The 25439-nt window shown below is 67.3% G+C and carries 32 protein-coding genes and 1 other RNA gene; 9 read left to right on the top strand and 24 right to left on the bottom strand.

The annotated features are described in order from the left end of the window. The first annotated feature begins 16 nt into the window (after positions 1-16). Positions 17-748 carry a class I SAM-dependent methyltransferase gene (locus tag WEB52_13165; GenBank protein ID MEX2227389.1) on the top strand — a complete coding sequence of 244 codons (732 nt, stop codon included), beginning with the start codon at positions 17-19 and terminating at the stop codon, positions 746-748. 27 nt (positions 749-775) lie between these two features. On the opposite strand, the gene WEB52_13160 is transcribed toward WEB52_13165, so the two are convergent. After that, positions 776-2011, bottom strand: coding sequence for a hypothetical protein (locus WEB52_13160; protein ID MEX2227388.1), 1236 nt, complete (start codon positions 2009-2011; stop codon positions 776-778). A 117-nt stretch (positions 2012-2128) separates the two neighbouring features. Here WEB52_13160 and WEB52_13155 point away from each other — a divergent pair, with 117 nt between their 5' ends. The 5 genes from WEB52_13155 (at position 2129) to WEB52_13135 (ending at position 5584) form a co-directional block, all read left to right on the top strand. After that, positions 2129-2869 carry a TlyA family RNA methyltransferase gene (locus WEB52_13155; GenBank protein MEX2227387.1) on the top strand — a complete coding sequence of 247 codons (741 nt, stop codon included), beginning with the start codon at positions 2129-2131 and terminating at the stop codon, positions 2867-2869. Next, entirely contained in the window at positions 2866-3552 is a 687-nt protein-coding gene (locus tag WEB52_13150; protein MEX2227386.1) for a hypothetical protein, read from the top strand. Before WEB52_13155 ends, WEB52_13150 begins: the two co-directional genes overlap by 4 nt. Before the next feature lie 61 nt (positions 3553-3613). Further along, positions 3614-4471, top strand: a complete 858-nt coding sequence (locus WEB52_13145; protein MEX2227385.1) for an NAD(+)/NADH kinase — start codon at positions 3614-3616, stop codon at positions 4469-4471. A gap of 79 nt (positions 4472-4550) precedes the next feature. Next, positions 4551-5027, top strand: a complete 477-nt coding sequence (locus WEB52_13140) for an N-acetyltransferase (GenBank protein ID MEX2227384.1) — start codon at positions 4551-4553, stop codon at positions 5025-5027. Next, positions 5024-5584 carry an NUDIX hydrolase gene (locus tag WEB52_13135; GenBank protein MEX2227383.1) on the top strand — a complete coding sequence of 187 codons (561 nt, stop codon included), beginning with the start codon at positions 5024-5026 and terminating at the stop codon, positions 5582-5584. Before WEB52_13140 ends, WEB52_13135 begins: the two co-directional genes overlap by 4 nt. 80 nt (positions 5585-5664) lie before the next feature. Here the strand turns inward: WEB52_13135 and WEB52_13130 are convergent, their stop codons facing one another. The 6 genes from WEB52_13130 to panD all read right to left on the bottom strand — a co-directional run bounded on the left by WEB52_13130 (position 5665) and on the right by panD (position 9820). Next, on the bottom strand, positions 5665-6171 hold the full coding sequence (locus WEB52_13130) for a hypothetical protein (protein MEX2227382.1): 507 nt from the start codon (positions 6169-6171) through the stop codon (positions 5665-5667). 121 nt (positions 6172-6292) lie between these two features. Next, complete coding sequence (gene ruvC / locus WEB52_13125; protein ID MEX2227381.1) at positions 6293-6805, bottom strand: crossover junction endodeoxyribonuclease RuvC; 513 nt, start codon at positions 6803-6805, stop codon at positions 6293-6295. 5 nt (positions 6806-6810) lie between these two features. Beyond that, on the bottom strand, positions 6811-7563 hold the full coding sequence (locus WEB52_13120; protein MEX2227380.1) for a YebC/PmpR family DNA-binding transcriptional regulator: 753 nt from the start codon (positions 7561-7563) through the stop codon (positions 6811-6813). 130 nt (positions 7564-7693) lie between these two features. After that, positions 7694-8530: a pantoate--beta-alanine ligase gene (panC, locus tag WEB52_13115; GenBank protein MEX2227379.1), complete on the bottom strand. Its 837-nt coding sequence runs from the start codon at positions 8528-8530 to the stop codon at positions 7694-7696. A gap of 9 nt (positions 8531-8539) precedes the next feature. Then, positions 8540-9421, bottom strand: coding sequence for a 3-methyl-2-oxobutanoate hydroxymethyltransferase (gene panB / locus WEB52_13110; protein MEX2227378.1), 882 nt, complete (start codon positions 9419-9421; stop codon positions 8540-8542). Positions 9422-9439: 18 nt separating this feature from the next. After that, positions 9440-9820 (bottom strand): aspartate 1-decarboxylase, encoded by a 381-nt coding sequence (gene panD, locus WEB52_13105; protein MEX2227377.1) that lies wholly within the window; start codon positions 9818-9820, stop codon positions 9440-9442. 333 nt (positions 9821-10153) lie between these two features. Here panD and WEB52_13100 point away from each other — a divergent pair, with 333 nt between their 5' ends. Further along, on the top strand, positions 10154-11131 hold the full coding sequence (locus tag WEB52_13100) for a hypothetical protein (protein ID MEX2227376.1): 978 nt from the start codon (positions 10154-10156) through the stop codon (positions 11129-11131). Positions 11132-11192: 61 nt separating this feature from the next. On the opposite strand, the gene WEB52_13095 is transcribed toward WEB52_13100, so the two are convergent. The 8 genes from WEB52_13095 to WEB52_13060 all read right to left on the bottom strand — a co-directional run bounded on the left by WEB52_13095 (position 11193) and on the right by WEB52_13060 (position 17303). Beyond that, positions 11193-11336 (bottom strand): hypothetical protein, encoded by a 144-nt coding sequence (locus tag WEB52_13095; protein ID MEX2227375.1) that lies wholly within the window; start codon positions 11334-11336, stop codon positions 11193-11195. Positions 11337-11345: 9 nt separating this feature from the next. Then, entirely contained in the window at positions 11346-11648 is a 303-nt protein-coding gene (locus WEB52_13090; protein MEX2227374.1) for a hypothetical protein, read from the bottom strand. A gap of 223 nt (positions 11649-11871) precedes the next feature. Further along, complete coding sequence (locus WEB52_13085; protein MEX2227373.1) at positions 11872-12846, bottom strand: P1 family peptidase; 975 nt, start codon at positions 12844-12846, stop codon at positions 11872-11874. A gap of 39 nt (positions 12847-12885) precedes the next feature. Beyond that, positions 12886-13749, bottom strand: a complete 864-nt coding sequence (locus WEB52_13080; protein ID MEX2227372.1) for a hypothetical protein — start codon at positions 13747-13749, stop codon at positions 12886-12888. 165 nt (positions 13750-13914) lie between these two features. Further along, positions 13915-14499 (bottom strand): hypothetical protein, encoded by a 585-nt coding sequence (locus tag WEB52_13075; GenBank protein MEX2227371.1) that lies wholly within the window; start codon positions 14497-14499, stop codon positions 13915-13917. Between the two features lie 58 nt (positions 14500-14557). Next, positions 14558-15775 carry an amidohydrolase family protein gene (locus tag WEB52_13070; GenBank protein MEX2227370.1) on the bottom strand — a complete coding sequence of 406 codons (1218 nt, stop codon included), beginning with the start codon at positions 15773-15775 and terminating at the stop codon, positions 14558-14560. 12 nt (positions 15776-15787) lie between these two features. Next, positions 15788-16195, bottom strand: coding sequence for a hypothetical protein (locus tag WEB52_13065; protein ID MEX2227369.1), 408 nt, complete (start codon positions 16193-16195; stop codon positions 15788-15790). After that, on the bottom strand, positions 16188-17303 hold the full coding sequence (locus WEB52_13060; protein MEX2227368.1) for a mandelate racemase/muconate lactonizing enzyme family protein: 1116 nt from the start codon (positions 17301-17303) through the stop codon (positions 16188-16190). The genes WEB52_13065 and WEB52_13060 overlap by 8 nt, the downstream gene beginning before the upstream one ends. A 144-nt stretch (positions 17304-17447) precedes the next feature. Here WEB52_13060 and WEB52_13055 point away from each other — a divergent pair, with 144 nt between their 5' ends. Further along, a complete protein-coding gene (locus WEB52_13055; GenBank protein ID MEX2227367.1) occupies positions 17448-18041 on the top strand; it encodes an HD domain-containing phosphohydrolase in 594 nt (197 codons plus the stop codon). A 259-nt stretch (positions 18042-18300) separates the two neighbouring features. Further along, entirely contained in the window at positions 18301-19083 is a 783-nt protein-coding gene (locus WEB52_13050; protein MEX2227366.1) for an alpha/beta hydrolase, read from the top strand. A gap of 3 nt (positions 19084-19086) precedes the next feature. Here WEB52_13050 and WEB52_13045 read toward each other — a convergent pair whose 3' ends face one another. From WEB52_13045 to WEB52_13005, 9 genes are all read right to left on the bottom strand, one after another. Beyond that, positions 19087-19434, bottom strand: coding sequence for an FKBP-type peptidyl-prolyl cis-trans isomerase (locus WEB52_13045; GenBank protein MEX2227365.1), 348 nt, complete (start codon positions 19432-19434; stop codon positions 19087-19089). Between the two features lie 48 nt (positions 19435-19482). Continuing rightward, entirely contained in the window at positions 19483-20049 is a 567-nt protein-coding gene (locus WEB52_13040; GenBank protein ID MEX2227364.1) for an FKBP-type peptidyl-prolyl cis-trans isomerase, read from the bottom strand. A gap of 95 nt (positions 20050-20144) precedes the next feature. Then, positions 20145-20432 carry a hypothetical protein gene (locus WEB52_13035; protein MEX2227363.1) on the bottom strand — a complete coding sequence of 96 codons (288 nt, stop codon included), beginning with the start codon at positions 20430-20432 and terminating at the stop codon, positions 20145-20147. A 41-nt stretch (positions 20433-20473) separates the two neighbouring features. Beyond that, a complete protein-coding gene (locus WEB52_13030) occupies positions 20474-21544 on the bottom strand; it encodes a class I SAM-dependent methyltransferase (protein MEX2227362.1) in 1071 nt (356 codons plus the stop codon). Between the two features lie 114 nt (positions 21545-21658). Continuing rightward, a complete protein-coding gene (locus WEB52_13025) occupies positions 21659-21913 on the bottom strand; it encodes a zf-HC2 domain-containing protein (GenBank protein ID MEX2227361.1) in 255 nt (84 codons plus the stop codon). Continuing rightward, positions 21910-22605, bottom strand: a complete 696-nt coding sequence (locus WEB52_13020) for a sigma-70 family RNA polymerase sigma factor (GenBank protein MEX2227360.1) — start codon at positions 22603-22605, stop codon at positions 21910-21912. Before WEB52_13020 ends, WEB52_13025 begins: the two co-directional genes overlap by 4 nt. Before the next feature lie 84 nt (positions 22606-22689). Then, positions 22690-23060, bottom strand: an RNA gene (gene rnpB, locus WEB52_13015) — RNase P RNA component class A. Between the two features lie 43 nt (positions 23061-23103). Continuing rightward, complete coding sequence (rnhC, locus tag WEB52_13010; GenBank protein MEX2227359.1) at positions 23104-24030, bottom strand: ribonuclease HIII; 927 nt, start codon at positions 24028-24030, stop codon at positions 23104-23106. Positions 24031-24032: 2 nt separating this feature from the next. After that, positions 24033-25439, bottom strand: coding sequence for a recombinase family protein (locus WEB52_13005; GenBank protein ID MEX2227358.1), 1407 nt, complete (start codon positions 25437-25439; stop codon positions 24033-24035).

Genomic DNA, 25439 nt, shown 5'->3' with positions numbered 1-25439 from the left:
CGCACTGGAGGATGCCATGAAGGACTACGAGCCGGTCATGAGTTTCGGCGAGGACGTCGCCGGCATGTACGGCGACGCGCAACGCGGCGATGAGGTTGCGGCCGTCGCGTTCCTGGAAAAGCTGGCGGGAGAAGGCCCCGCTCTGGAACTCGCTATCGGCGCCGGCCGGATCGCGCTGCCGCTCGCCGCTCGCGGGGTCCGCGTCGACGGCGTCGACATCTCACCGGCGATGGTCGCGCAGCTACACGCCAAGCCCGGTGGCGACGAGATCGCCGTCACGATCGGCGACTTCGCCGATGTTCCGGTCGCGGGCACGTACCGATTGATCTACGTCGTGTGGAACTCGCTGTTCAACCTGCTGACGCAGGACGACGAGGTGCGCTGCTTCGAGAACGTTGCCGCACATCTCACCGAGGACGGCTCGTTCGTCATCGAGGCTGGTTCGCCCGCCATGCTCTACCGATTGCAGAACGATCAGTACGTCGAAGCAGAAGCAATCGAGGTCGGCGAGGTGCGCCTGGACGTGCTGCGGCACGAGCCGGCCACGCAGATGCTCGACGAGAGCCACGTGACCCTCTCGCGCGAAGGGATACGGCTGAACCCTGTCGTCCAGCGGTACGCGTGGCCCGCCGAGCTTGACCTGATGGCGCGGATCGCCGGGCTGCGCCTGAAGGAGCGTTGGGACGACTGGAGCCGAAGCCCGTACACCGCCATGGGCAGCACCGTCGTGTCCGTCTACGGTCGCTGATTGATCGACGTGGCCAACGGCGTACCGCTAGCGCCGTCTCGACGTCAGTCCGGCCAGCGCCGCGCCGCTGCCGACAAGCGCGAGCAGCGCCGCGACGATCGCCGGCGTGAGGTCCGCGCGGGCGGGGCCGCTGCCGGCGTCGGGCGGCGTAAGGCCCGCATCAGGCGGCGTGAGGGGCGGCGTGACGGGCGGCGACGGGTTCTCCGGCCCTTCGACGCAGGCGCTGATCGGTTCGGTCGCGGTGAACGTGCCCGTACCGCCTGCGTAGACGGCCGCCACGCGGTAGAACACCGACTCATCGCAACCGGACGGCAGTTGAGGCGTGTCGATGAAGAACGAACGCTCGCTGCCGGGCACGCTGAACGGCTCGAGGATCTGATGACCTTCGCCGGTGAGGTTCGTCGTGAGCACTTCGACCACAAACGACTCGACAGGGCCATCATGAGCCCACTCGAGGCGGCCGGTGACACCGAAGAGCAAGAGTCGCAGATCGCGCGGCGGTGGCGGCGGCTCGCCACGGTCGATCGCACCGACTGCCGCCGTGGCTTCGACGGTCTCTTCGTGGCGGTGGCCGTCGTCATCGGGGCGGCTCGTGAATGTGTACGTGAACGGCAACGGTGTTTGGGGCGCCGGGTCGGGGTTCGTGAGCAGCACGTATCCGACCGGGCTGACGCCGAACAGCGTCACGGTGCTCGTCGACGGTGTGCACGTGCGAAACTGCGGCGGCGGCGCGAGCGGGTTGCCGACGATCGTGTGGCTGATGACGGAGCCGGAGACCTCGTCGATCTCGAAGAGGTAGTTGATGAGGACAGGCACGTCCGGCGACGGCGAGACATCGGCGACGAGTCGCAGGCGATGCTTGCCCGGCGCCAGTTCGTTCAGGTACGGAGGGTAGTCCGGTGAATTGCTCTCCGTCGTCGCCTCTCGGATCGTCACGGCGAACGGCGACGTGACGCCGCAGTCGGGCAGCGTGATCGCGTTCGTCGTCGCGACGCCGTCGAGCCGGCCGACGATGGCGCCGTCCGGGATGTCGAGGTCGGCGGCGATCGACCCGCCGGGCGGCCCGACGACGCGCACCTCGTCGAAGGTCGCGCCCTCATCGAGCCGGATAGTCGTCTGAAGATCGGGGTGCCCGCCCGGCGTACGGTCCGAGATCTGTACGCTCACCTCGGGCGCGTTGAACTCGTGAGCGGAACCCGTGTCTGCGACGCCGAGCAGCGGCGCCACCATGACGAATGCAAGACCAACGACGATTCTCCACATATGCGGTGCGCCTCCACGTAAAGAACGCCGCGGCGCGGAGAAAGGTTAACGAGCGAGGTTTCGCGAACGGCAGAGCGCGTTCGCGGCAGGGTGCGAATTTCGCGGACAATGCGCAGTATGGCGACAAATCCCAGGAAGCAGCGGCTCGACGTGGCCCTCGTCGAACGGGGGCTGGCCGTGTCGCGTGAGAAGGCGCAGGCGATGATCCTCGCCGGCGACGTGCGGGTCGCCGGCCAGGCGGAGAAGCGGGCGTCGGTGGCGGTGGCGGCGGACGCGACGATCGAAGTGGCGCAGCCGCCGCGATTTGTCAGCCGCGGCGGTGAGAAGCTCGACCACGCCCTCGACGTGTTCGGCATCGCCGTCGATGGCGTCTGTGCGCTTGATGTCGGCGCATCGACCGGCGGCTTCACCCATGTGCTGCTCCAACGCGGCGCATCGCGCGTGTTTGCCGTCGACGTCGGCTACGGGCAACTCGACCAGCGGCTGCGCGACGACGCTCGCGTCGTCGTGATGGAGCGCACGCACGTGCGCGACCTGCCGGCGTTGCCGGAGCAGCCGCGGTTGGCAACCATCGACGTGTCTTTCATCTCGCTGACGCGGGCGCTGCCGCCGGTGATCGCCGCGCTTGCGGGCGGCGCCCCGATCGTCGCGCTTGTGAAGCCGCAGTTCGAAGCGGGCAAGGACGACGTCGGCCGTGACGGCGTCGTGCGGGATCCGCTGACGCACGCGACGGTGATCGGCCGCGCGGCGTGGTGGGCGGTGAATCACGGGCTGCGCGTGCGGGGCGTGACGACGTCGCCGCTGCTCGGGCCGGCGGGCAACCGGGAGTTCTTCCTGCACCTGGAGACCCCTGCATGAAGACCTACAAACTCTACCTGGAGTCCGGACCGCAGATGAAGACGACGTACGTCCACGTCCCGGAACTCATGGGGTGCATGCTGAACGCCGCGACGACCGAGGCGGCGCTCGACGCCACGCCGGACGTCATCCGCGCCTACCTGCGCTTCATGGCGCGAGCCGGTGAGGCCGTCGATCCAGGCGACCAGATCCGCACAAAGGTCATTGAGCACACCACGGAGGGCGGCTTCCTGGGCAGCCGCTTCCTGCCGACGGACGCGCAGCCGCTGCCGCCGCGCGAAAGCGACAAGCTGATGCAGCGGCTGGATGCGCTGCACGGCGAATTGCGCCGCATCACGTCCGGCGTCGACCGGCGCAAGCTCGACGCCGCGCCCGCCAAAGGCCGCGCGATCCGCCGCATCCTCGTTCATGTCTGCTCCGAGGGCGGCTACCTCCGCAGCGTCACAGGCGCATCCCGCATTCAGCGTGAGGCGGACGAAGGCAAGATCGACCCGCTCGACGCGCTCGACCGTCTGCATGCGCTCGAACTAGCGCGCCTGCGGTCGATGGATGCCGACGAGCGTCGTGGGGTGATCATGCGCGGGCAGTCGCCGTGGAGCGCCCGCGCGGCGGTGCGCCGCATGCTCGAGCACGCGTGGGAGCACTACCTGGAGATCGCGGAACGCCTAGGGAAGCAGCCCTGAGTGCGCCCTCTGCCGCGTGCTATCGTTGTGCATCGGAACATGAACGCTGGCAGACGGCAGCTTGACCGCCGAGCGGCACGACATGGACAAGATCGGCGTCACGTATCACCCGAAGTCGGACCTGGCGCGGCGCTGCGCCGGTGACATTCACGCACGCCTCGAACCGATGGTGCGCGAAGTCTGGCTGGCCTCGGCGTGGGACGACGAAGCGCACGAGAAGCACGTCCGCGGCACCGGCCTGCTGCTCACGTGCGGCGGCGACGGCACCGTCCTGCGGGCGGCGCGCGCCGTCATTCCCCATCCCGTGACGCTGCTCGGCGTCAACCTGGGGCGGATCGGCTTCCTGACGGAGATGACGTTCGAGGCGTTGATGCCGCGGCTCGAGGAGATCGTCGGCGGCGCCGGCCGCATCGAGACCCGCGCGATGCTCGAGGCGGAGATGATTCGCGCCGGCGAGGAGGTGCGAAGCGGCTTTCACGCGCTCAACGACGTCGTCGTCGGGCGGCGCACGATCGGCCGCACGGTGCAGGTGACGGTGCGCACGGACCACACGCCGATCGGCAACTATCGCGCCGACGGCATCATCATCGCTACGGCGACGGGCAGCACTGCCTACACGCTGAGTGTCGGCGGGCCGATCTTGCACCCGGAGTCGCGCGAACTGCTGATCACGCCGGTGGCGCCGCACCTGGCGCCGGCGAACAGCGTCGTCCTGCCCGGCGGGTCGCTCGTCGAAGTCGAGATCGCGGAGGGCCAGATGGGCATCTTGAGCGTCGACGGGCAGCCCGACTGGGATCTCGGGGGCGGCGACGTCGTGAAGGTACGGACGAGCGAGCACGCAGCGCGATTCCTGCGGCTCGGTCCGCCCGGCGACTTCTACCTGCGCGTCGGGCGGCGATTGAACTGGCTGAGCGAGTAACGGCTCGCCGGACGGCCGCGAAAACGGGTACAGTGGCGGAGCGGGCGCAGGCCCGCTTCATCGATCTTGGGACAATGCCATGGCGACCTCCACGCATCAACTGGTTCGCGCATCGATCGCCGATGCGAAAGCGATCTGCGACCTGGTGAACACATTCGCGAGGCGTGGCGAGATGCTGCCCCGTACGATGGCCGAGGTCTACCAGAACCTGCGTGACTTCTACGTCGTGCGCGACGATGCCGGCGAAACGATGGCGTGCGGCGGGCTGCACATCCTCTGGGAGGACCTGGGCGAGATCAAGTCACTCGCAGTGCGGGAAGACATGCAGGGGCTCGGCCTCGGGCAGCGCATCGTCGAAGCGTGCGTCGATGAAGCGCGTCAACTCGGGCTGACGACGGCGTTCGCGCTGACGTACCGCCCGGGCTTCTTCGAGAAACTCGGCTTCAGCCAGGCCGACGTGATGACGCTGCCGCGCAAGGTGTGGGGCGAATGCTACCGCTGCCCCAAGTTCCCCGGCTGCAACGAGATCGCGATGGTGCGGCCGGTGAACGCGTGAACCAGCCGCACCAGGACCTCGCCGTTCCACGCGTGGTGGCCAGCGAGAAGATCTTCGACGGGCGCATGATCGGCCTGCGCGTCGATACGCTGGAGCTGCCGGACGGCGCGACGCATCGCCGCGAGATCGTCGAGTACGGTGTGGCGGTCGTGCTCGTACCGGTCGATGCCGACGGAAAGCTGCTGATGGTGCGACAATACCGGCACGCCGCCGGCGCCTGGTTGCTCGAGTTACCCGCCGGCGGCATGGACGATGACGACGCGGCACCGGAGGCCGCTGCTCAGCGCGAGTTGCGCGAGGAGACGGGGCACCGTGGCACGCTCGCGCGCATCGGCGGCATGTTTTTGGCGCCGGGTTACTCGGAGGAGTATCAACACATCTTCGCCGCGACGGATCTCGTCGAAGACGCGCTGGACGCCGATGAAGACGAAGGCCTGCGCCTGGAACGCGTGCCGCTCGCTGACGCGCTCGACCTCATCGACCGCGGCGATGTTTGCGACGCGAAGAGCATCGCGGGGTTGCTGATGTATCTGCGACATGTCGGGCGCGCTCGCTGACGTGGCATACCAGGTACGCACAGGGCAGCACGAAGGGGCGCTTATCGCGCCCCTTCACCAGGTGCCGCCAGGGGGATTACTTAGTTCAACACGTCCTCGATCACGAGGTTGACGCCGTGCGCCGGCTTCAGCACCAGCCGCAGCGGGTTGCCGGGATGTACGCTCGACGGTTCCGGCAGGTCGACAGTCATGACCGCCTTCTCGCCGGGGTCAAGGATGCTGTCGCCGTTGCCGCCGAGCCATTCGATGGCGTAGGCCGCCGGCACGGCCGCCGAGGCGCCGACGCCCATGACGGTCTCGGCGCGCAGATCGAAATCGGCGCCGAGGTCGATGCCCTGGTCTCCGCGCACCGCCAGCGGCACGATCAGTCGCGTCACGACGTCGTCGTGGCTCGCCGCTTGCACCTCACCATCGACTTTGAGCGCTGCCGGGAGCGCGCCGTTGTCCGTACCGCTGCCGCTCCCGTCGCCGCCGAAGCTGGAGCTGGAGAGCGCGGGAACGAACATCCACAGCGCCATGCCCGCGAACGCCGCGATCATCAGCGTCGAGAGGGCGCGGGTGCCGTTCAGTGCGGGAAGGAGAGCCATCGGTGAGTCCTCGATTCGGGTGTTTCGGGCCGTTCACTGAATAGAACGCCCGACCCCGATAAGCATTACCCAGCGGGCATCGAGAAGTCAGGTCCGAATCTGGAACGGGCGTTTCAAGGGGCTATCGGGCGAGCAGCGCCTCTTCACGGGCGCACATCGCGTGGCACAGCGCGACGGCGAGGGCGTCGCTGGCGTTGAGGTCATCCGGGGCATGGTCGAGGCGCAGGTGGAGGCGCAGCATGTGGCGTACCTGCTCCTTGTCGCCCTGCCCGTACCCGGCGACCATCTGCTTGATGCGGGCCGGCGCGTAATGGCGCAACTGCAGCCCGGCCAGCGTCGCCGCGAGCATGGCGACGGTACGCGCCTCGCCGATCGCCATCGCGGAGCGGACGTTCGTACCCACGAACGGCTCTTCGACGGCCATGACATGCGGCTGGAAGCGCGCGATGACATCGCCGAGTTCGGAGAAGATGTGATGCAGGCGCTGCTCGATGGGCAGCCGTTGCTTCGGGGTGATGACGCCGCACTCGGCGCTGCGCGGCTCATCGCCTTCAAGCGTGATGACGCCCCAGCCCGTGACGCGCGTGCCGGGATCGATGCCAAGGATGACCTGCGGGACGCCGGCGGCAGCCACCGCCGTCAGCTCGCGAGCGCGGCGAAGACCGCGTCGCTGAACTCGGCGTTGAAGTAGACCTTCTGCACATCATCGAGCGATTCGAGCCGTTCGATGAAGCGCATCGTCTGGATGGCGGCTGACTCATCGAGCTGGACGGTGGTCTTCGGCACCCGCTGCGTCTCGGCGGACGCCACGTCGAGGCCGTTGTCCTCGAGTGCCCTTCGTACGCTCTCGAGGTCGCCCGGTTGCGTGTAGACATCGATGCTGTCGCCGGCGACCTGCACGTCATCGGCGCCGGCGTCGATCGCGAGCAGTGCGAGGTCGTCGGCGTCTTTGCCGTTCGGCGACACGCTGACGACGCCGCGCATCTCGAAGTTCCAGCCGACCGAGCCCGTCTCGCCGAGGCTGCCGCCGGCGCGTGTGAAGACGTTGCGCACTTCCGCGACGGTGCGATTACGGTTGTCGGTCGCCGCTTCGACGATGACGGCTGTGCCGTGCGGCCCGTAGCCTTCGTACACGATCTCATCGATGTTGTCGGCGCCATCACCGCCGCCGGCGCCGCGCTTGATCGCGCGGTCGATGTTTTCGTTCGGCATGTTTGCTTCTTTGGCCTTCTGCACGGCGAGGCGGAGCCGGAAGTTCGCTGCCGGATCGCCGCCGCCCTGCTTCGCGGAAATGATGATCTCCTTGGAGAGCTTGGTGAAGAGCTGGCCGCGCTGCGCATCGGCGACGCCCTTGGCGCGCTTGATCGAGGACCATTTTGAGTGACCGGACATTGTTGAATGCGACTCCCGCTGAATCGGACGGACGTGGACCGCCGAACGCATTCTAGCAAACAGGAGTGGGCCGAAGGTCAGACTCCGGAAGTCGGGCGGGAAGCCTGGTACTCCGACGGTCGCCGCCCGTCTACGGCTGCAACACCGTGTTATCGATCAGACGCGTCGCGCCGAAGCGCACAGCGAGCGATACGAGCGCTGCGCCATCGACGATCTCGAGTTCGTCCAGCGTCTCCGCATCTGCGACGCTGACGTAGTCGATCTCCGCGAGCGGCTGCGCGCGTATCGTCTCCTCGACGTGCCGGCGGATCTGCGACGCATCGCGCACGCCATCATCGAACAGGCGCTCCGCGAGGGCGAGCGCGCGGTCGAGCACGGGCGCCTGCGCGCGCTGTTCGGGCGTGAGGTAGGCGTTGCGGCTGCTCATCGCCAGGCCGTCCGGTTCGCGCACGATCGGCAGGCCGACGACGTGCACGGGAACGTCGAGGTCGCGCACCATGCGGCGGATGACGGCGAGTTGCTGCGCATCCTTCTGACCGAAATAGGCGCGATCCGGCCGCACGATGTTAAAGAGCTTGAGCACGACGGTCGTGACACCGCGGAAGTGCGTCGGGCGGCTGGCACCTTCGAGGCGCTGCGTGAGCGCATCGACGCCGACGTACGTGGCGTAGCCCTCCGGGTACATCTCGTCGACGGTCGGGACAAATACCGCATCAGTGCGCTCCGCTTCCAGGAGTGAGAGATCGCGGTCTTCGTCGCGCGGATAGCGTCCGAGGTCTTCGTGCGGGGCAAACTGCGCCGGATTGACGAAGATCGTAGCCACGGCATGCGCGCTCTGCCGACGCGCTTCACGGACGAGCGAAAGATGCCCTTCGTGCAGGTAGCCCATCGTCGGCACGAGTCCGACGTCGCCTTCGAGGCGACGGCGCCACGCTTGCAGGTCGTCGATCGTGCGGAAGACGTGCAACGCGACGGGTCAGGCGTCGAGGCCGGCCGCGTGCCGGCGGCGCAGCGCGTCGCTGCTGTTTGGTCGCAGTTCGGCGAGCGCGGCAGGATCCATGTTGAAGCTTTGCTTCGGCGTCGGGAACGCGCCGGACTTGACCTCGGCGGCGTACTGCGTGATGGCATCGCGGATCGCCGTGCCGACGTCTGCGTAGCGCTTCGCGTGCTTCGGTATGAACGCGTCGTACAGACCGAGCAGGTCGTGGAACACCTGCACCTGCCCGTCGCAGTGCACGCCGGCGCCGATGCCGATCGTGGGGACGCTGAGGCGTTCGGTGAGCAGTTCCGCCAGTTGCGCCGGCACGAGTTCCAGGACGATCGCGAACGCGCCCGCCTGTTCGAGCGCCTGCGCGTCGTGCATGAGTTGCACGGCGGCGGCAGGCGTCTTGCCCTGCACCTTGAAGCCTCCGAACTGGTTCACCGACTGCGGCGTCAGGCCGATGTGCCCCATGACGGGAATGCCCGCTTCGACAAGCTTCTTCACGATCTCGGCGGAGCGCACGCCGCCTTCCAGCTTGACGGCGCCGCAGCCGGCATCCTTCATGAAGCGCGCCGCGTTCACCATCGCGTCCTGCCAGCCTGTCTGATAGCTCATGAACGGCATGTCGCCGACGACGAGAGCGCGCTGACTGCCGCGCACGACGGCACGCGTGTGGTGGATCATGTCGTCCATGGTCACAGGCACGGTCGAGTCGTAGCCGAGCACCACCATGCCGAGGGTGTCACCGACGAGAATCACGTCGGCGCCGCCGTCTTCCACCAGTCGCGCCGACGGATAGTCGTAGGCCGTCATCATCGCGACCTTCTCGCCGTGCTGCTTCATGTCGCGGATGTCGTTGATGGTGATGCGCGCCATATGCGTGCCTCCGGGAGACTAAGCGACGGACGCCGCCGCTATCGCGTGGCCGATGCGTGCGATGCGATTCCGTTCGTCGACGTAGACGAGGGTGGGCTCCAGCGAGCGAGCTTCAGCATCGGTCGCGCCCTTGTACGTGAGGATGATGACGACGTCGCCGGGGTCGACGAGGTGCGCCGCGGCGCCGTTGATGCAGACCTGGCCGCAATCGCGCTCACCTTCGATGGCGTAGGTCGTCAGACGATGGCCGTTGTTCACATCGAGCACGTGGACCTGCTCGAACGGGAGGATGTCGGCGGCTTCCATGAGCGCGACATCGAGAGTGATGCTACCCTCGTAATGCAGGTCCGCCTGTGTGACGGTCGCGCGATGGATCTTGCTCTTCAGTACCGTCCGCACCCGAATCTCCTCGTGATGCAGCGACAACGAAAATGCCTGTGCCGGGTATTCCGGGACAGGCACGCATCAGCGCGATGATCTCGCCGTATGTGCCGTCCCGGTCGGATGTGATCCAGGCAGCCTGGTTGTCGATTCTCCCGCTTCACGCTCACCGTCCCATTCGGGATCGATTGCGCGATTCAGCGTATCGGGGGCGAATTGGCGTTGTCAATCCGTTCGTCAAACGATCGACCGCTTCGATCACGAGGCGCGACGAAGATTGAAAGATCTGATCAACGAAATGATCGGGATGGGTAGCCAGCGGCGTCCGGCGCGGCTATACTCGGCGGAAATATGGGTGTACTCAGCCGCGCAACCCGTGGCGGGGTGGGTGCGGTGATCGGGGTCGTGCTTGCAGTGTTCGCGCTGTCGGCCGGCTGGGTCTCCGGTTCGATCTACGCCGATCGCCTCGCGACCGAGGCCTGCGTCGTGGATTGTGCTTCGTCCACCCTCGGCGCATCCGTCGCTCCGAGCATCGCCCGCGCGGCGCCGAACCCGCGACCGGCCGCGTCGGCGCGGGAACCCGACGGCTTCCCGTTCATCAGCGCGCGGTACATCGCCGCGATCGAAGGCGCGTGCGGCGCCGTGATCTTCGGGCGCGATGCCCACGGCCGCTTTCCGCCGGCAAGCCTGACCAAGCTCATGACCGCCGCCGTCGCGACCGACCAGGCCGGCGTCGACATGATGATCACGTCGGACATCGACGGGCTGGCGCTGCACGAGGCGACCGGATCGACGATCATGGGGCTTGAGCCGGGCATGCAACTCTCGCTGCTCGACCTGCTGTACGGACTCTTGCTGCCGTCCGGCAACGACGCGGCGATGGCGATCGCGAAGGGGATCAGCGGCAGCGAAGAAGCGTTCGTCGAACTGATGAACGAAAAGGCGAAGTCGCTCGCGCTCGACGACACGAACTTCACGAACGCGCACGGGCTGTACGAAGAGGGACTGCACTCGAGCGCCTATGACATGGCGATCCTGGCGCGCTACGTGATGCAGAACGCCGACCTGCGGCGCATCGTCTCGACGATATCGTGGCAACCGCGCTGGGACGGGCCCGAAGTCTGGAACGGAAACGCCTTCCTCACGGAGTACGATGGCGCCGACGGGGTGAAGATCGGCTTCACCGAGGAATCGAAGCAGACGATCGTCGCTTCGGCCACACGCGACGGGCGGCGCATTATCGCTTCGTTGATGAGCAGCGACGACCGCTATACGGATGCGGAGCGCCTCTTCGATTGGGCGTTCGAACAGCCGTCGTCCTGTCCCTAGACGCCGAAGAGGCCCGCATTTCGCGAGCCTCTTCCTTCCGGTCTGCCGTCCACCCGGCTTGTTATACGCGCCGCGCGAGCGTGCCTCCTGCCAGCATGCCGGCGATCAGCACCACCGCAAGCGCGATGAAGAACGCCTTCGCGACGAACACCCCGAGCCCGCCGAAGAGCAAGACCAGCAGCAAGAGGATCAGCAGCGCGGCCATCTCGGTGCTCTACGGCGCGGGCGGTTCGACACCGCCGTCCGTGCCTCCGCCGGCGTCGCTACCGCCGGTGCCGCCGCCGTCGCTCGTGCCGCCGTCCGTACCACCCCCACCGCCGCCGCTGTCGTCGGTCACGTCCGGGACGTTCGGCGTCACGTTCGCGTCGTCGTCCCACGGCTGTGCGACGAGCAGGACGATCGCAAGCACTGCGACGACGAGGATCGTCGCGGCGCCGATCATCATGCCGGCGCCAAAACCCGATCCTTCGACGACCTCAACATCACGATGAGCGTGTGAGTCATGTGAATGTGCCATGTTCCCTCCAGGCTGACTTCCCAACAATTCGTCGCGCCCAGCGTGCGGGCCGCGATCGGCGATCACCGTTACATCCGCGATCGTGCGAATGTCGGCGATATCGCAACGGGAACAGCGCACGTCTGGCGCCGTCGGTGCGCAAACCAATGAGCCTGCCGAGCGGCGTAGCGAAACGCCAGGCAAGCACGCATCGGCGGGCCGAGGGATGCGCGCAGTGTGTGCGCTATTCGGTGACGAGATCGCGCGCCGAAGGGATGCCGCCAAGCGTCGCGGCCTGCATGACGCCGCGCACAATCGCCCGTTCGACGGCGCGCGTAGAAAGCGCTTCGACGACGCGGTAGTCGTAGTCCGCGAGCGCGTGCTCGCCCGTCGCGAGCGTGAACACGACGTCACCATCGCCGGGCGTGTGCGCGGGACGCACGGCGCGCGCGATGCCGTCGTGGCAGACCGTGGCGAGCCGGTTCGCGTGCTCCTTCGTGAGCGCGGCGTTCGTGGCGACCACGACGAGCACCGTGTTGCCGTCGGGCATCTCGGGCCGCCAGAACCGGCCCTCCCGCAGCGCTTCCGTCGTCTCGTCGATCGCACCGTCGTCGCCACGTGCGCCGGCCAGCACGCGACCGTCACGCGGCTCGATGACCTCGCCAGACGCGTTGACCGCCGCCAGCGCGCCGCAGATGAGCCCGGAGGCGCTCTGCTCGCTCGCCGTGCCGATGCCGCCCTTCATCGCGCGCGCAGGGCCGTGTGCCTTGCCGACGGTCGCGCCGGTGCCGGCGCCCACGCTGCCTTCATCGCACTGATATCCGGCGTTCTCGGCGGCAGCATAGCCGGCATCGGCGTCGGCACGCCGGTCCGCGCGTCCGATGCTCAGGTCGAAGAGGATCGCCGCGGGCACGATTGGGATCACGCTCTCGCCGAATGCGAAGCCGACGCCGCGCTCGACGAGGTAGCGCACGACGCCCGTCGCGGCATCGAGGCCGAAGGCGCTGCCGCCCGCCAGCACGATGCCGTGCACGTGCTGCACGAGGTTGCCCGAACGCAGCACGTCCGTCTCACGCGTACCGGGCGCGGCGCCGCGCACATCGACGCCAGCGATCGCGGGCGCGTCCGGCAGCACGACGGTGCATCCCGTGATCGCGTCGAGATCAGTCCAGTGCCCGACGCGGATGCCGGGAACGTCGGTAATCGAGCCTTCGTCCATGGCAGCGAGTGTACTTGGGGCGCCGCGCGCGGGCGAATGTCAGCGCTTGACGGGCGGTTTGGCGGCGCGCGGCTTCTCCTTCACGCGGTCGTCCTCCTGGTACATGGTGAGGACTGCGTAGATGAGATTCTGCGCCGCGCGCGTCATCGCGTTGATCGTGCTGATCACGTTCTCGAGTTTCTTCTCGTCGACCGTGATCGCCGTGATGTTGATCGTCCGACGCCTCTCGTCGAGCGAGAACGAAGCGACCTGGTCCTTGCGCAATCCGACGTTGTCGAGCCACATCGACTGGTTGGCGAGCGCCGGACCGATGCGGCTCTCGCCGGCCATCTGCGCCAGCGCGAGCGCGGCGCTCTCGCCGGGATTCACGGTGTAGGCGAGGTCGTAGAGCATCTGATCCATCGCCCGCTTCAGGTCCTTCACGTCGCTCTTCGACAGCGAAGGGCAGCGCGCGGCCACGCCTTCCGGCATCGGTAAGCCAAGCGACGCGAGCAGCTCCGGCGCCGGCGTGCTCGCGATCTCGCGGAAGAACGCGATCGCCGTTGCGTGGTCGAGCTTGAAGTCGAGGAACGCGCGCATGATCGGCTCGCGGCCGCGTTGCTTGAGCGCGGCATACAGCCCGATGAGGTCGCCGGCCGTGTGGACGTACTGCTCCATGATGTTCATCGCCAGCACTTTGCGGTGCTGCGGATTGTCCATCGCCAGCGCCCGGAAGCACGTCTCGGCGATCGTGCGGCGGCTCGTCACCCCCAGCTCGGCATAGCTCGACAGGAATTCGACGTCGCGGGCGCGCAGGAAGTCGTCGAAGCACTGCTCGCAGCGCGCGGGGCGCGTCTCGCCGGCGTGGAACGACAGCGGGCGGCCGCATTCCCTGCAGGTCGGCTCCAGGCGACGGTCGGTCATAGTGCGGCCCATCCAGCGCGGTGGCTCATGCGCACTGAAGCCTGAATCGCCGCCGGATCGAAGTCAAGGCGCGGATCGCGGGTGCGCTCGATCGACGCCCCGTTGTCCGGGCGCCTGGGCATCACGTCGATGGGCTCTGCTCGCACGACACGCCGAGCGTTAGAGTTAGGTATGCAATCCGGACGTGAATCGCCGCCGATCACCGAGCGTCCCGTCGCGCGCGCCGCGTTGGCCATCGTGCTGCTGGCGGTGCTGGGCGGCGTCTTTCTGGCCGTGCGCGCCGGCCGCGCCGATGACGGCGACAGCCCCGAAATCATCGCGCCGCCGACCGGCGAGGCGACGGGCGAGCCGGATGACCCCGGGCTGGGCGCGCTCGACGGCCGCAGCCCCACCTTGGGCGCGCCGGCGCCCGACTTCGCCCTGCGTGACGCAGACGGCGAGATCGTCAAGCTCAGCGATCTGCGGGGCAAGGTCGTCTTCGTGAATTTCTGGGCAACGTGGTGCCGCCCGTGCCGCGACGAACTGCCGGACATCCAGAAACTCTACGATGAAAAGCGCGACGAAGGCCTCGAGGTGCTCGCCGTCAACTACCAGGACAACCAGGAGGACGCGCGGGCGTTCTTCGACGACCTGGGCATCTCGGTGCCCATGCTGCTCGACCGCAGCGGCTCGGTGTACAACCAGTACCTGCTGCAGGGGTTGCCCGACAGCTTCTTCATCGACCGCGAGGGCAATCTTGCGGCGCTGCACTACGGCTTCATGAGTGAAGAGAAGATGCGCCAGCGGCTCGAACAGGCGGGGCTGCCCTCTAGAGCGCGTCCTTCACGATCTCGCCCGACTTCACGACCAGCACGACATTCCGCGCATCGACCAGCGCGCCAACGTCTCCGCCGACGTCGCCGTCTACGACGATCAGGTCCGCTTCCCTGCCTGCTTCGACCGTACCGATGCGGTCCGCCATGCGGAAGAGTTCCGCGTTCGTCTTCGTCGCGCTGACGATCGCCGCCATGGCGCCCATGTGCTTCGCCTTCTCGACGATCTCGTTCCCACGCCGGCGCTGCGATGGCCCGAGCAGGTCCGACCCGGACGCGATGCGCACGCCCGCATCGAGCGCGACGCGTACGCTCGCGGCCGCCTCGCGCCGCACCAGTTCGAGCTTGCTGCGGCTGAACTCGGGGATCCGGTCCGACCGCGAAAGGATCTCGAAGATGACCAGCGTCGGGACGATGTACGCGTCCTGCTCCGCGATGCGCCGAGCCGTCGCTTGATCGAGCATGCTTGCGTGCTCCAATGACCGCACGCCGGCATCGAGCGCGCGATTCATCGCGCCGGACGTGTGCGTGTGCGCCATGACGTACGTGCCGAAGGACCGCGCCTCGGCGACCGCCGCCGCCATCTCCTCGACGGAGAACTGGAGGCTTTCGAGCGGGTCATTGGGCGACATGATGCCGCCGGACGCCATCAGCTTGACCTGCGTGGCGCCGCGGCGGATCTGCTTGCGCGCGGCGCGGCGCACGTCGTCCGGGCTGTCGCAGATCTCACTATGGGCGACCAGGCCGGGGATCGATGGCGGCGCCTCGTCGTCGAAGCGGAAGCGCTGGTCGCCGTGGCCGCCGGTCTGCGAGAGGAATGACCCTGAGGGCAGGATGCGCGGCCCCGGGATCTGTCCCTGTTCGACGGCCAGCGCGTATGCGGGATCGAGGCCGCCGGCGTCGCGCACGGTCGTGAACCCCTCATCGAGCGCGATGCGAATGTTCTCGACCACCTTCAACACGTACGAGACGTGGCTTTCCGGCGTGCGCGTGCCATCGTCGGTCAGGCCGAAATGCACGTGCGCGTCGGTGAGTCCGGGCATGAGCGTGCGGCCGCCACAGTCGATGACTCGCGCACCCACAGGCGCATCGATCGCCCCCGAGGCGTCGATACGGGCGATGCGTCCATCCTCGACGAGCGCGCTGGAGCGGCCGCGCGGCTCGGCGCCGGTGCCGTCGAGCAGGACCGCGTCGTTAAACAGCAGGGCGGGCATACGAGCCTCCGATCAGGGCGACGCGCTGGTGCGCACGGGCGTCGAGCGCACGATGGTGGTCGGGAAGAAGCCGTTCTCGTCGAACGAGACGCGGAACTCCGCCGCCGCGAGGAACTCCCACGCGATCTCGCGTTCGAGCACCGGAGCGCCCGCGGCCGACGTCACGCGGATCACGGAAGGAAACTCCTCGCGCCGCACGACGAACGTCGCTTCATCGTCGCGCTCGATGCGCGCCGTCCGGCCGTCAGCGAGCGTGACGTCCGTCGTGAGGCCCGTCACGTTGCGAAGCACGACGCCCCGCTGCGATCCGGCATCGCCGCTGAACGCCGCCCATGCCGCGATCGACAGCACGAACGTCAGGAACCCCGCAACGCCGGCGATGAAGAAGATGACGCGTTTCGAAAAACGGCGTTTAGACACGCTCAATCGATCGTAGCCGCTCTTCGTCCAGTTCGACGCCAAGACCCGGCTTGTCCGGCACGTGCAGGTAGCCGTCCGTATCGATGGTCATCGGCTCGGTGAGCATGAAGTCGCGGTACTCGGGTATCCAGTTCGGCGGGTCGTACGGAAACTCGATGAACGGGCAATTCGACACGGACGCGGCGACCTGCAGGTTCGCCGCCAGGCCCAGGCCGTTCGTCCACGTGTGCGGCGCGAACAGGAGCCCCGCCGCCTCGGCCATGCCGGCGACCTTCTTCGCTACGGTGATGCCGCCGGCGAACGTGCAGTCCGGCTGGTACACGTCGAACGAGCCCTTGTCGAAGTACACCTGGAACTCGTGCAGTCCAGCGTTCAACTCGCCGCCGGCCACGCGCACCGTCGTGTTCGCGCGCACTTCGGCGAGGCCGTCGTAGTCGTAGGCGTACAACGGCTCTTCGATCCAGAAGACGTCGTAGTCCTCCAGCGCCCTGACGACGGCGCGCGCGGTCTTGCGGTCCCAGGCGCCTACGCGACGGTCGCCGGGCAGGTACCAGCCCCAATTGCCATCGACCATGATCGTCATGCTGTCACCGACCGCCTTGCGCACGGCGTCGAGCGTCTTCAGGTCGATACGCCAGTCGGGGTTGTGGAAGCGCAGCTTCACGGCCTTGAAGCCCATCTCGCGGATCCGCAGCACATCCTCGACGCGCTGCTCCAGGCCGTGGATCTCGCCCGTCGAGCAGTAGGCCAGCAGCTTGTCGTTCTTGCCGCCCAGCAGCTTGTAGAGCGGCACGCCCGCCTTCTTCGCGGCGATGTCCCACAGCGCGATCTCGATCGGCCACGGGCGGCCCATGAAGTTCGCGATGCCACGCAGCAGGTGCCAGTGCTCTTCGATCGCGAGCGGGTCGCGACCGACGAACAGGCCGGCGGCGGTGTTCAGCCGCGTCAGCACGCCACCCGCGCCGATGCCCGTGATGCCTTCGTCGGTGTGGACCTCGACGACCATCACGTCCTGGTGACGCTCCGCGAAGGGACGCCACGTCGGGTGGAACGGATGGTCTTCGTGGTTGAAGACGAAGCGCCTCGTTTTGACTTCGGTGATCTTCACGTGCTGCTCCCTCGTGGCTGCGCGGAGAGCTTACCGCGCACTCATCGCACGGTCGAAGCGCCGTACGCGTTTTCCCTAAGTTCGAACCGGGCCTGCCCCCTGCACCGCATGCGGCCGATACCAACTGCAGAACAGGGAGTGCCGATGAGTGACCAGCCACAGCGCATCCCGGTGATCCATGCCGTCGAGGCGCTCACGCACGCCATGCGCGTCTGGGACGAGGAGAGCTTCCGCCACTGCGTGAACACGGCGGAGTACGCAGCCGCGATCGCCCGGGCGCTCGGCATGGAAGGCGAGGCCGCGGAGCAGGTGCGGATCGGGGCACTGCTGCACGACATCGGCAAGATGGGCGTGGACCTGGGCGTGCTCAAGAAGCCGGGGCGCCTGGACGAGCACGAGGCCGAGCATGTCCACCTGCATCCCGGCATGGGCGCGGCCATCCTCGAGCGGGTGCTGCCGCAGCCGATCGTCGACTGCGCGGCGGCGCACCACGAGCAGCCGGACGGCGGCGGCTACCCGCGCGGCCTGCGCGAGCCCCAGATCCCGCTCGCCGCAATGATCTGCCGGGTCGCCGACGTGCTCGATTCGCTGACGACGCCGCAGAGTTACCGGCCCGCCATGTCGCTCGAAGCCGCGATGGCCGAATTGCGGGACGGCGCCGGCACGCGCTACAGCGCTCACGTCGTCGCGGCGCTGGCAGGGCTGATCGAGCGAAACGAGTTGGCGCCGGCGGCGTGATCGTTGTCAAGAAATCACACGAACCCGCAATGTAATGTTATGCCCTCTTTAACAGCCGTTTAATACCGCCTGCCTATGATGACGGCGTAGGGCTTCAAACGTGTGGTTACCTCCTGCACGTTAGGGACTTCCGGGGCCGGGACGCTCAGACATTCAGCACACAAAGCGTCTCGGCCCTCCACCAACACCGTAGGCATCGCGAGCGCCCCGCCGCTCGCGATTTCTTTTGCCTCCGCGCTGGCCTGCCTAGAATCCCTGCATGCCCTTTGCCCTCATCAACGGCATCGACTTCTATTACGAGTCGCACGGCTCCGGACCGGCGCTGGTCTTCGCGCATGGCGCCGGCGGCAATCATCTGAGCTGGTGGCAGCAGATACCCTTGTTCTCGAAGCGCTTCCGCTGCATCACCTTCGATCATCGGGCCTTCGGCCTCTCCCGGGACGGCGAGGGCGAGGCAAAACTGGGACGGCGCATGTTCCACGAAGACCTGCGCGAACTCCTCGACCTGCTCGGCATCGATGAAGTCCGCATCGTCGCCCAGTCGATGGGCGGGCGGACGGCCGTCGGTTTCTCGCTGCGCAATCCGGGCCGCTGCAGGGCCCTGGTCCTGGCCGGCACGACGGGCGGCGCCGTGGACGACGGGGTGCGCGAGCTTCAGGACGCGCACCGCGAGTCAGACGCCGGGCGGCTGACGCTGATGCAGCGCGCGGTCTCGCCGCAGCTCAAGGAACGCGCGGCGCACCTCGACTTCCTGTACCGCTCGATCGGGCGGCTGAATCCGCCGCGCCCGAAGGACTTCCTGGCGCCGATTGCGGGCTATCGCGGCAGCTCGGCTGAGCGGCTGGCGGATGCGGACTTCCCGGTGCTGTTCCTCGTCGGGCGCTACGACGCGATCACACCGCCGGACATCATCGAGCGGTGCCATCGCGCCGTCGCCGGATCGCGCTATCACGTGATCGAAGAAAGCGGCCACTCGGCATATTTCGAGCAGCCGCAAGCCTTCAACGATGCGGTATCGGCGTTCCTGGATTCGACGCTCTAGCCGCTACGCGACTCCCAGCAGTTCGACATCGAAGATCAGCTCGGCGTCCGGCGGAATGGCGCCGGGAGCGCCACGGGCGCCGTACCCCAGGTCCGCCGGGATGATGAGTTGGCGCTTGCCGCCGACCTTCATGCTCATGACGCCTTCATCCCAACCCTTGATCACCTGCCCGACGCCGATCGTGAATTCGAAGGGCTCGCCGCGGTCGACGGAACTGTCGAACTTCTTGCCGTCGGTGAGGCGGCCGGTGTAATGCACGCGTACCTTCTTGCCCTTCGCGGGGGTATCGCCGCCACCGACGACTTCGTCGACGTACTTGAGGCCGCTCGGCGTCGTCACTGCATCTGCCATGCCGGTGCTGCTCCTTGTCTTCTTGCGCCCAAATCCGAACGGCACGCGTTACTGCGCCGCCAGGACTTCGACATCGAAGATGAGCACGGCGCCAGGCGGAATGGAACCGCTCGTCGAACCGCGATCTCCGTACCCGAGATCGGCGGGTATGATGAGCCGCCGTTTGCCGCCGACGTTCATCGATCCGACGCCTTCGTCCCAACCGGCGATTACCCGACCGGCCCCGACCGGGAACTGGAACGCCGCTCCTCCCGGATCCCGCGAAGTGTCGAACATGGTGCCGTCCGTGAGCCAGCCGGTGTAGTGGACGGTGGCAACTTGTCCGTCTTCGATCTCCGCACCGTCGCCCACAACCTCGTCGATGTAGCGCAGGCCGCCGTCGGTGGTCTGCACTTCGAGCGAGTCATCGAGCGGCGGTATGCCGTCGGCAGGCGCGTGCGCGTTGATGCCTTCGACGCTCTCGCCTCCCGTCCCCGACGGCGAGGACGAGTTTCCGGCGTCGGCGCCGGTGGCCTGCGGATCGTTCCCGTTGTCGCCGTTGCCGTCGTCGTCGCCGCAACCGCCGAGGGCGAGCGCAGCCATGACGATGGCCGAGATGATGATGAATTTGAGCATGAAAAGCTGACCCTCCTCCTCCAACCAACGCGTCATTGTGGGGGAGGAGGAGCGCCGTCGCAAACGCATGCGCTGCCGAGGCGTGCGACGGTCAGCTACTTGTTACCCGGCCAGGCCTGGATCGTGCCGTCGTGCCACTCCGGGTCGGCGGTGAGCAGGTCACGCATCTTCCGGTACTCGGCGTCCTGGCCGGGCGATTCGGCGTTGGCGCGGTACGTCTTCTCGTCGTCAAAGACCGCTACGCCCCACACCTCGTCGCCGCCGGTGTCATAGAGGTAGAACGCGCGAGCGCCCGGTGGCGTCCGGCTGTCGTCCATCATCAGGCTCATGAGATCCTGCTTCTTTCCCGACTTCGCCTGCATCTTGAATACGCTGCCAAACATGGTTGTTGCCTCCATTGAAGTGACTGGCGCTCCGCGAGCGCTTATTTCCTGCACACGTAGTAGACGTTGAGGATGTCGCCTTCGACCATCTTCTCTTCGATAGACGTGAAGCCCGCTTCACGGAACAGTTCGCGCGCCTTCTGCTGGCCCCACATCGTGCCCAGTCCTTCGCCATTGAGTGCCAGCGACACCGTCATGCAGTGGAACGTCGAGATGGCGTACAGCGCCGGCCCCATCGGGTGTTCCATGTTGCCCGCATGGTTGCTGTCACCCGCGATGTCTGCGCAGAGGAAGGTGCCGCCGGGCTTCAGCGAGTCGGCGATGCCCTTGAGCACTTTTCGAGGCTGCGCCTGATCGTGGATCGCGTCGAAGACGGTGATCAGATCGAACTTCGTCGATCCATCGAGGTTCGCCACGTCCTTCACTTCGAACTTCGCGTTGGCGAGGCCCCATTCCTTCGCCTCGGCGCGGCCGAACGCGACCCCTTCCTCCGAGAAGTCGTAGCCGGTGAAGCGGCTGTTCGGGAAGGCCCGCGCCATGACGTTGATCGCGTGGCCGGCGCCGCAGCCGACATCGGCGACGTCGATGCCTGACTTGAGCTTGTCGGGGAGCCCCTCGACGAGCGGCAGCGTGACATCGAGAAGCGTGGCGTCGAAGACCTGTGCGCTTTCCTGCCGCATCAACTCCTGGAACCTGTCGAATTTCGAGTACGGGACGCCGCCGCCCTTCTGAAACGCTTCAACGACCTCGTCTTCGACCTTGCCCATCTGCGCGAGGAACTCCGCGAAGCTGGCGAGGTTCCCGGGGCCGGCGGCGTGCGTGAGCGATGCGGCGTGCTCCGGCGGGAAGAAGTACGTGCCCTTCGCCGGATCGTGCTGCACGAAACGGCTGACCGTCATGCTGCCGAGCCACTCGCGCACGTAGCGTTCGTCGAGGCCGGCCGCTTTCGCGATCTCTTCACTCGTGGATGGCGGCAAGGTCGCCATCGTGTCGAAGAGCCCCGTGCGCTGTCCGACGCTGATCATCAGCGTGGTGAACGCGCTGTTCAACGCGCCGACCACGGTGCCGGCGAATTGTTCGGCCTTGGCCTGGTCCACGGTCTGTACGGTCATCCTGCACCTCCTGCGTTACGCTGACGTTCCGCACCGAAACGTGATTCTATAGTGTTGCGCGGAGCCAGCGCGTTACAGTCGTGGGCGATCATCTTCCGCGTTCGCGAACACGCTTTACAATGCGCCGGCGCCCCAGGCGCGAAACGCGGCGAGCAGCGTCGTGCGCATGGCGGGCGAGAGATCCTCCTCGCGCAGGCGGCCGGTCATTTCGATCGTCCTGCGCATCTGCTCCAGGTATCGCGTGCACCACGGGCAGCCCCGCAGATGCGCCTCGAAGTGCGCGCGCGCGCCTGGCGATAGCGCCCCCTCGACGTAGTCCGTGACCAGTTCGACGAGTTCGCGGCACTTGATCGGCGCGGCATCCCTCAAGCCCTTGCCTCCGCGAAATGGCGCTCCAGCGCTCGCCTCACGCTCGTCCGGGCGCGATGCAGGATGACCCGCTGGTTAGTGTTCGTGAGTCCCAGGACATTACAGACCTCGTGCGCGTCGAAGCCGGCCACGTCGCGCAGCATGATCACTTCGCGCTGCACCGGGGGCAGTTCGTCGATGCTGCGCTGGATGTGCGCGCGCGTCTCGTGGGCAAGCGCCCGGTGCTCCGGATCGTCCTGCCATTGCGCCACCGGCCGTACCCAGTGCCCGCCCAGGACGGGCACCCAGTCGGGAACGAAACGGCCTGTGCGCTCTCCCGCGTCCAACTCCTCGGGACGAAAGGCGGCGGAGAAGGGGATCGTGCGGGCGTCCTTGCGCGCCCGGGCACGCGCGCAGTTGACCAGAATGCGAAAGAGCCACGTCTTCAGCGAAGACCGCCCCTCGAACCGATCGAGACTCTCGAGCAGCCCGATCCACGCATCCTGCACGACCTCTTCCGCCGACGCCTGGTCATGCAGATAGGTCATCGCGAGACGCAGCAGCGAATTGTTGTAGCGTTCGAGGAGCATCGCAAAGGTGGCTTCGTCCCGCGCCCGCAACGCGGCGACGACGCTCGCGTCGTCGGCGGACGCGGCGACGTGCCCTTGATCGGGTGCCGAACGTGCCGGGGCGTCAGCTTCATCGAGCGACATGCCGCGAAATATAACTCTCTGCTGCGCACGGAGCGAAGCCGGGTGTGCGACGGTGTTCGGGCTCAGACGAAGGGCGGGGGAGGAGATGCCAGCGGGCCTGTAAGCCGAATTCTGTGTCCGCCAAAAGCGGACGGTGACCATCTATCTGGGCCGCGCGTTGCCACGCGGCTCAAGCGGCTGACCCGGGACGCTCGGACGGGCCGTCCTTAGGCCTGACCTTCGGTCAGGACACGGTCCCCTATGTAGCCTTGCTCCGGGTGGGGTTTGCCCGGCCGCCGCGTCTCCGCGACGCCGGTGCGCTCTTACCGCACCATTTCACCCTTGACCGCCGAAACGGCCGGTATGTTTCTGTGGCACTTTCCGTCGCCTCGCGACGCCCCGCCGTTAGCGGGCACCCTGCCCTTTGGAGTTCGGACTTTCCTCTCCCTTGCGGGAGCGGCCACCCGGCCCGCTGGCCCCTCATTATATCGTGTGCGAATCACGCCTGAAGCCCTGCGCTCACAGCTTTGACGTCGTGCGGAAGTGTACCTTCGCCACGTCGCGCAGCGCTTCGCGGCCGCGCTGCTGCACGAACGCCCGCGCCGTAGCCTCGACCGCGGCAGATGCGCCTTTCGCGAGTCGCACGCCTGCCTCGCGCGATAGCGCGTCGAGCCGGCGCAGGAACTCCGCCCGCGCCAGGATCGAAGCCGCCGCCACCGCAGGATCACGCTCGGCCCGGTGCATCTGCACGAGTTGCAGTTCGCGCCCCTTCCGCATCAGCGCGTTGCGGATCAGCGACTCATCGCCGAACTGGTCGGCGACGGCCACCGTCGACGCCGGTGCAAGCTCAATGACGTCTTCGATGGCGCGCGCGTGCGCCCAGGCGAGCAGGCGGTTGACGCTGCCCATCTCTTCCCACAACTCGTTGTAGCGCCGGTTGCCGACGACGACCACCTTGTTCGGGAACGCCGTGCGCATCTGCGCGGCGAGCGAAGCCGACCGCGAGTCGGACAGGCTCTTACTGTCCTGCACGCCGAGCGCCTGCAGCACGCGCCAGTTATCGAACGTCAGCGCCACGGCCGCGACGACCAGCGGCCCGAAGTAGTCGCCCTTGCCGCTCTCGTCGCTGCCGATCCATGCCCGCGCCTCGGGTAGCACGGGTTCGATCGTCGTCCCCGCCGGCTTGCGCGTCTTCGCCGCCGACGGCGCGCCTTCGAGCAGCGCCGCGATCGCATCAGCTTCCGGCGCGTCGGCGCGGTCGAAGACGACCTTGGCGCCGCCGTCCTTCGATGGGTACACGTTGAGCCCGACGCTGGCCCCCTTCATGGACAGCCGGACGCGTGTGCCGTTCTGCAGGGGCGCCTGCTCCATGCTGTCGGCAGCGGCGGCGAGCCGGGTGAGCACATCGGGCGCGGTTGCGGCGACGGTGATGCTCTTGGCGGCCACCGTTAGGGGCGCAGCGTGACGTCGATGCGATCGTCGGAAACCGTCACGCGGGAGACCGCTTCGCGCAGGGCGTTCTGGCGCTCCGCAAAGCGCAGGTCGCTCCACTCGCGCACGAGGCGCGCTACATCGCGCTCGCGCGTCTGCTTGCGATCGGACGCGTGCTCGCGATCGGTTATGCGACGCTCTACGAGTTCCAGCGCGTCTTCGAGGCGGAGCCTGTCCGAGGCGGCGGCAACGCTCAACTCGTGCATCTTCTCCTTCGTCAGACGTCCTTTGACGGCTGCCTCCACGTAGCCTTCCAGCCGCTTGTCGACGGCGCGGACGCGGGAGGCCAGGCGCTCACGTTCGTGCTCCTTATCCGCCACAAGCGATGCCTCGTTCGCGGCCGGCGGCAGGCCGTGCCCCTCGCGGACGGACGTCTCGATCGACGCGCGTACCTCCGCCTCGAGATCTTCGGCGCGGCGCGTGTGGTAGCTGCAGACGCTCTGGTTCGTGCGCGACTCGCACTGGTAATAGCGGTACGAGTTCTCGACGCGTTCGCCGCTCTTGCGCTTCCAGGTCTGCTTGCGGCTGACGCCGATCAGCTTGTTGCCGCAGTAGCCGCAGTGCGCCATGCCGGACAGCAGGAACTGCGACGTCACGCGCGGCGAATAACTCGTGCGACGCGCGTTGAGCCGGTCCTGCACGAGCTTGAAGTCGTCGTTGGCGACAAGCGACGGATGGCTGCCGGGCACGCGGACGCCGAACCGGGAGTACGTGCCGAGATAGGCGCGGTTCCGCAAGATGTCGCGGATACTCACCATGCTCCAGTTGCCGCCGCGCCGCGTCTTCAGGCCTTCTTCGTTCAGGCGCCGGGCGATCAGGCGGATGCCCATGCTCTCATGCAGGTAGAGACGGTAAATGTAACGCACGACGACTGCCTCTTCCGGGATCAGCTCCAGGCGCCGCCGGTTGCCGACCTTATAACCGTACGGCGGCCGGCCGAGCACTTCGCCCTTCACGGCTTTGCGTCGCATCGCCGCGCGCACGCGGTCGCTGAGCTTGTTGCCGTCGTCGTGCGTGGTCCACGCCGAGAGCAGTCCGGCCGACGCATCGGCGGTACCGTCCATCGAGGCGAGTTGCGCGCCGAGTCCTTCGATCTGGAAATAGCGCACGGCCGCGTCCCTCACGTCGCCGCCGAGCGTCTCCATGCTCGGCACCACGACGACGTGGAAGGCGCCTTCGCGCTCGCGCAGGAACGCGACGAGTTGGCGGAACCCCGGCGCCCGCCCGTTGGACGAAGCGCCATCGGCGAACGTGCCCGCGACCTCGTAGCCTTCGCGATCGCAGAACTCCAGGAAGAGCTTGTTCTGCTGAGCAAGCGTCTGGCCGCACTCCGGCGCCTCTCGGAAGTATCCGACCGCCTTCAT

It is taken from the genome of Dehalococcoidia bacterium, assembly GCA_040902535.1.
Taxonomy (GTDB): Bacteria; Chloroflexota; Dehalococcoidia; order DSTF01; family JACRBR01; genus JBBDXD01.
This window is presented reverse-complemented; position numbering and strand designations above follow the sequence as displayed.

What these genes read in the sequence shown, in the direction of transcription:
- WEB52_13020 (MEX2227360.1), bottom strand. Translation starts at nt 22,605, where the DNA reads ATGTCGCTCGATGAAGCTGACGCCCCGGCACGTTCGGCACCCGATCAA.
- WEB52_13080 (MEX2227372.1), bottom strand. Translation starts at nt 13,749, where the DNA reads ATGACCGACCGTCGCCTGGAGCCGACCTGCAGGGAATGCGGCCGCCCG.
- WEB52_13035 (MEX2227363.1), bottom strand. Translation starts at nt 20,432, where the DNA reads ATGTTTGGCAGCGTATTCAAGATGCAGGCGAAGTCGGGAAAGAAGCAG.
- WEB52_13090 (MEX2227374.1), bottom strand. Translation starts at nt 11,648, where the DNA reads ATGGCACATTCACATGACTCACACGCTCATCGTGATGTTGAGGTCGTC.
- WEB52_13150 (MEX2227386.1), top strand. Translation starts at nt 2,866, where the DNA reads ATGAAGACCTACAAACTCTACCTGGAGTCCGGACCGCAGATGAAGACG.
- WEB52_13005 (MEX2227358.1), bottom strand. Translation starts at nt 25,439, where the DNA reads ATGAAGGCGGTCGGATACTTCCGAGAGGCGCCGGAGTGCGGCCAGACG.
- WEB52_13055 (MEX2227367.1), top strand. Translation starts at nt 17,448, where the DNA reads ATGAGTGACCAGCCACAGCGCATCCCGGTGATCCATGCCGTCGAGGCG.
- WEB52_13140 (MEX2227384.1), top strand. Translation starts at nt 4,551, where the DNA reads ATGGCGACCTCCACGCATCAACTGGTTCGCGCATCGATCGCCGATGCG.
- WEB52_13120 (MEX2227380.1), bottom strand. Translation starts at nt 7,563, where the DNA reads ATGTCCGGTCACTCAAAATGGTCCTCGATCAAGCGCGCCAAGGGCGTC.
- WEB52_13040 (MEX2227364.1), bottom strand. Translation starts at nt 20,049, where the DNA reads ATGCTCAAATTCATCATCATCTCGGCCATCGTCATGGCTGCGCTCGCC.
- WEB52_13085 (MEX2227373.1), bottom strand. Translation starts at nt 12,846, where the DNA reads ATGGACGAAGGCTCGATTACCGACGTTCCCGGCATCCGCGTCGGGCAC.
- WEB52_13050 (MEX2227366.1), top strand. Translation starts at nt 18,301, where the DNA reads ATGCCCTTTGCCCTCATCAACGGCATCGACTTCTATTACGAGTCGCAC.
- WEB52_13160 (MEX2227388.1), bottom strand. Translation starts at nt 2,011, where the DNA reads ATGTGGAGAATCGTCGTTGGTCTTGCATTCGTCATGGTGGCGCCGCTG.
- WEB52_13130 (MEX2227382.1), bottom strand. Translation starts at nt 6,171, where the DNA reads ATGGCTCTCCTTCCCGCACTGAACGGCACCCGCGCCCTCTCGACGCTG.
- WEB52_13100 (MEX2227376.1), top strand. Translation starts at nt 10,154, where the DNA reads ATGGGTGTACTCAGCCGCGCAACCCGTGGCGGGGTGGGTGCGGTGATC.
- WEB52_13030 (MEX2227362.1), bottom strand. Translation starts at nt 21,544, where the DNA reads ATGACCGTACAGACCGTGGACCAGGCCAAGGCCGAACAATTCGCCGGC.
- WEB52_13070 (MEX2227370.1), bottom strand. Translation starts at nt 15,775, where the DNA reads ATGCCCGCCCTGCTGTTTAACGACGCGGTCCTGCTCGACGGCACCGGC.
- WEB52_13095 (MEX2227375.1), bottom strand. Translation starts at nt 11,336, where the DNA reads ATGGCCGCGCTGCTGATCCTCTTGCTGCTGGTCTTGCTCTTCGGCGGG.
- WEB52_13165 (MEX2227389.1), top strand. Translation starts at nt 17, where the DNA reads ATGAAGGACTACGAGCCGGTCATGAGTTTCGGCGAGGACGTCGCCGGC.
- WEB52_13155 (MEX2227387.1), top strand. Translation starts at nt 2,129, where the DNA reads ATGGCGACAAATCCCAGGAAGCAGCGGCTCGACGTGGCCCTCGTCGAA.
- WEB52_13045 (MEX2227365.1), bottom strand. Translation starts at nt 19,434, where the DNA reads ATGGCAGATGCAGTGACGACGCCGAGCGGCCTCAAGTACGTCGACGAA.
- panB (MEX2227378.1), bottom strand. Translation starts at nt 9,421, where the DNA reads ATGGCGCGCATCACCATCAACGACATCCGCGACATGAAGCAGCACGGC.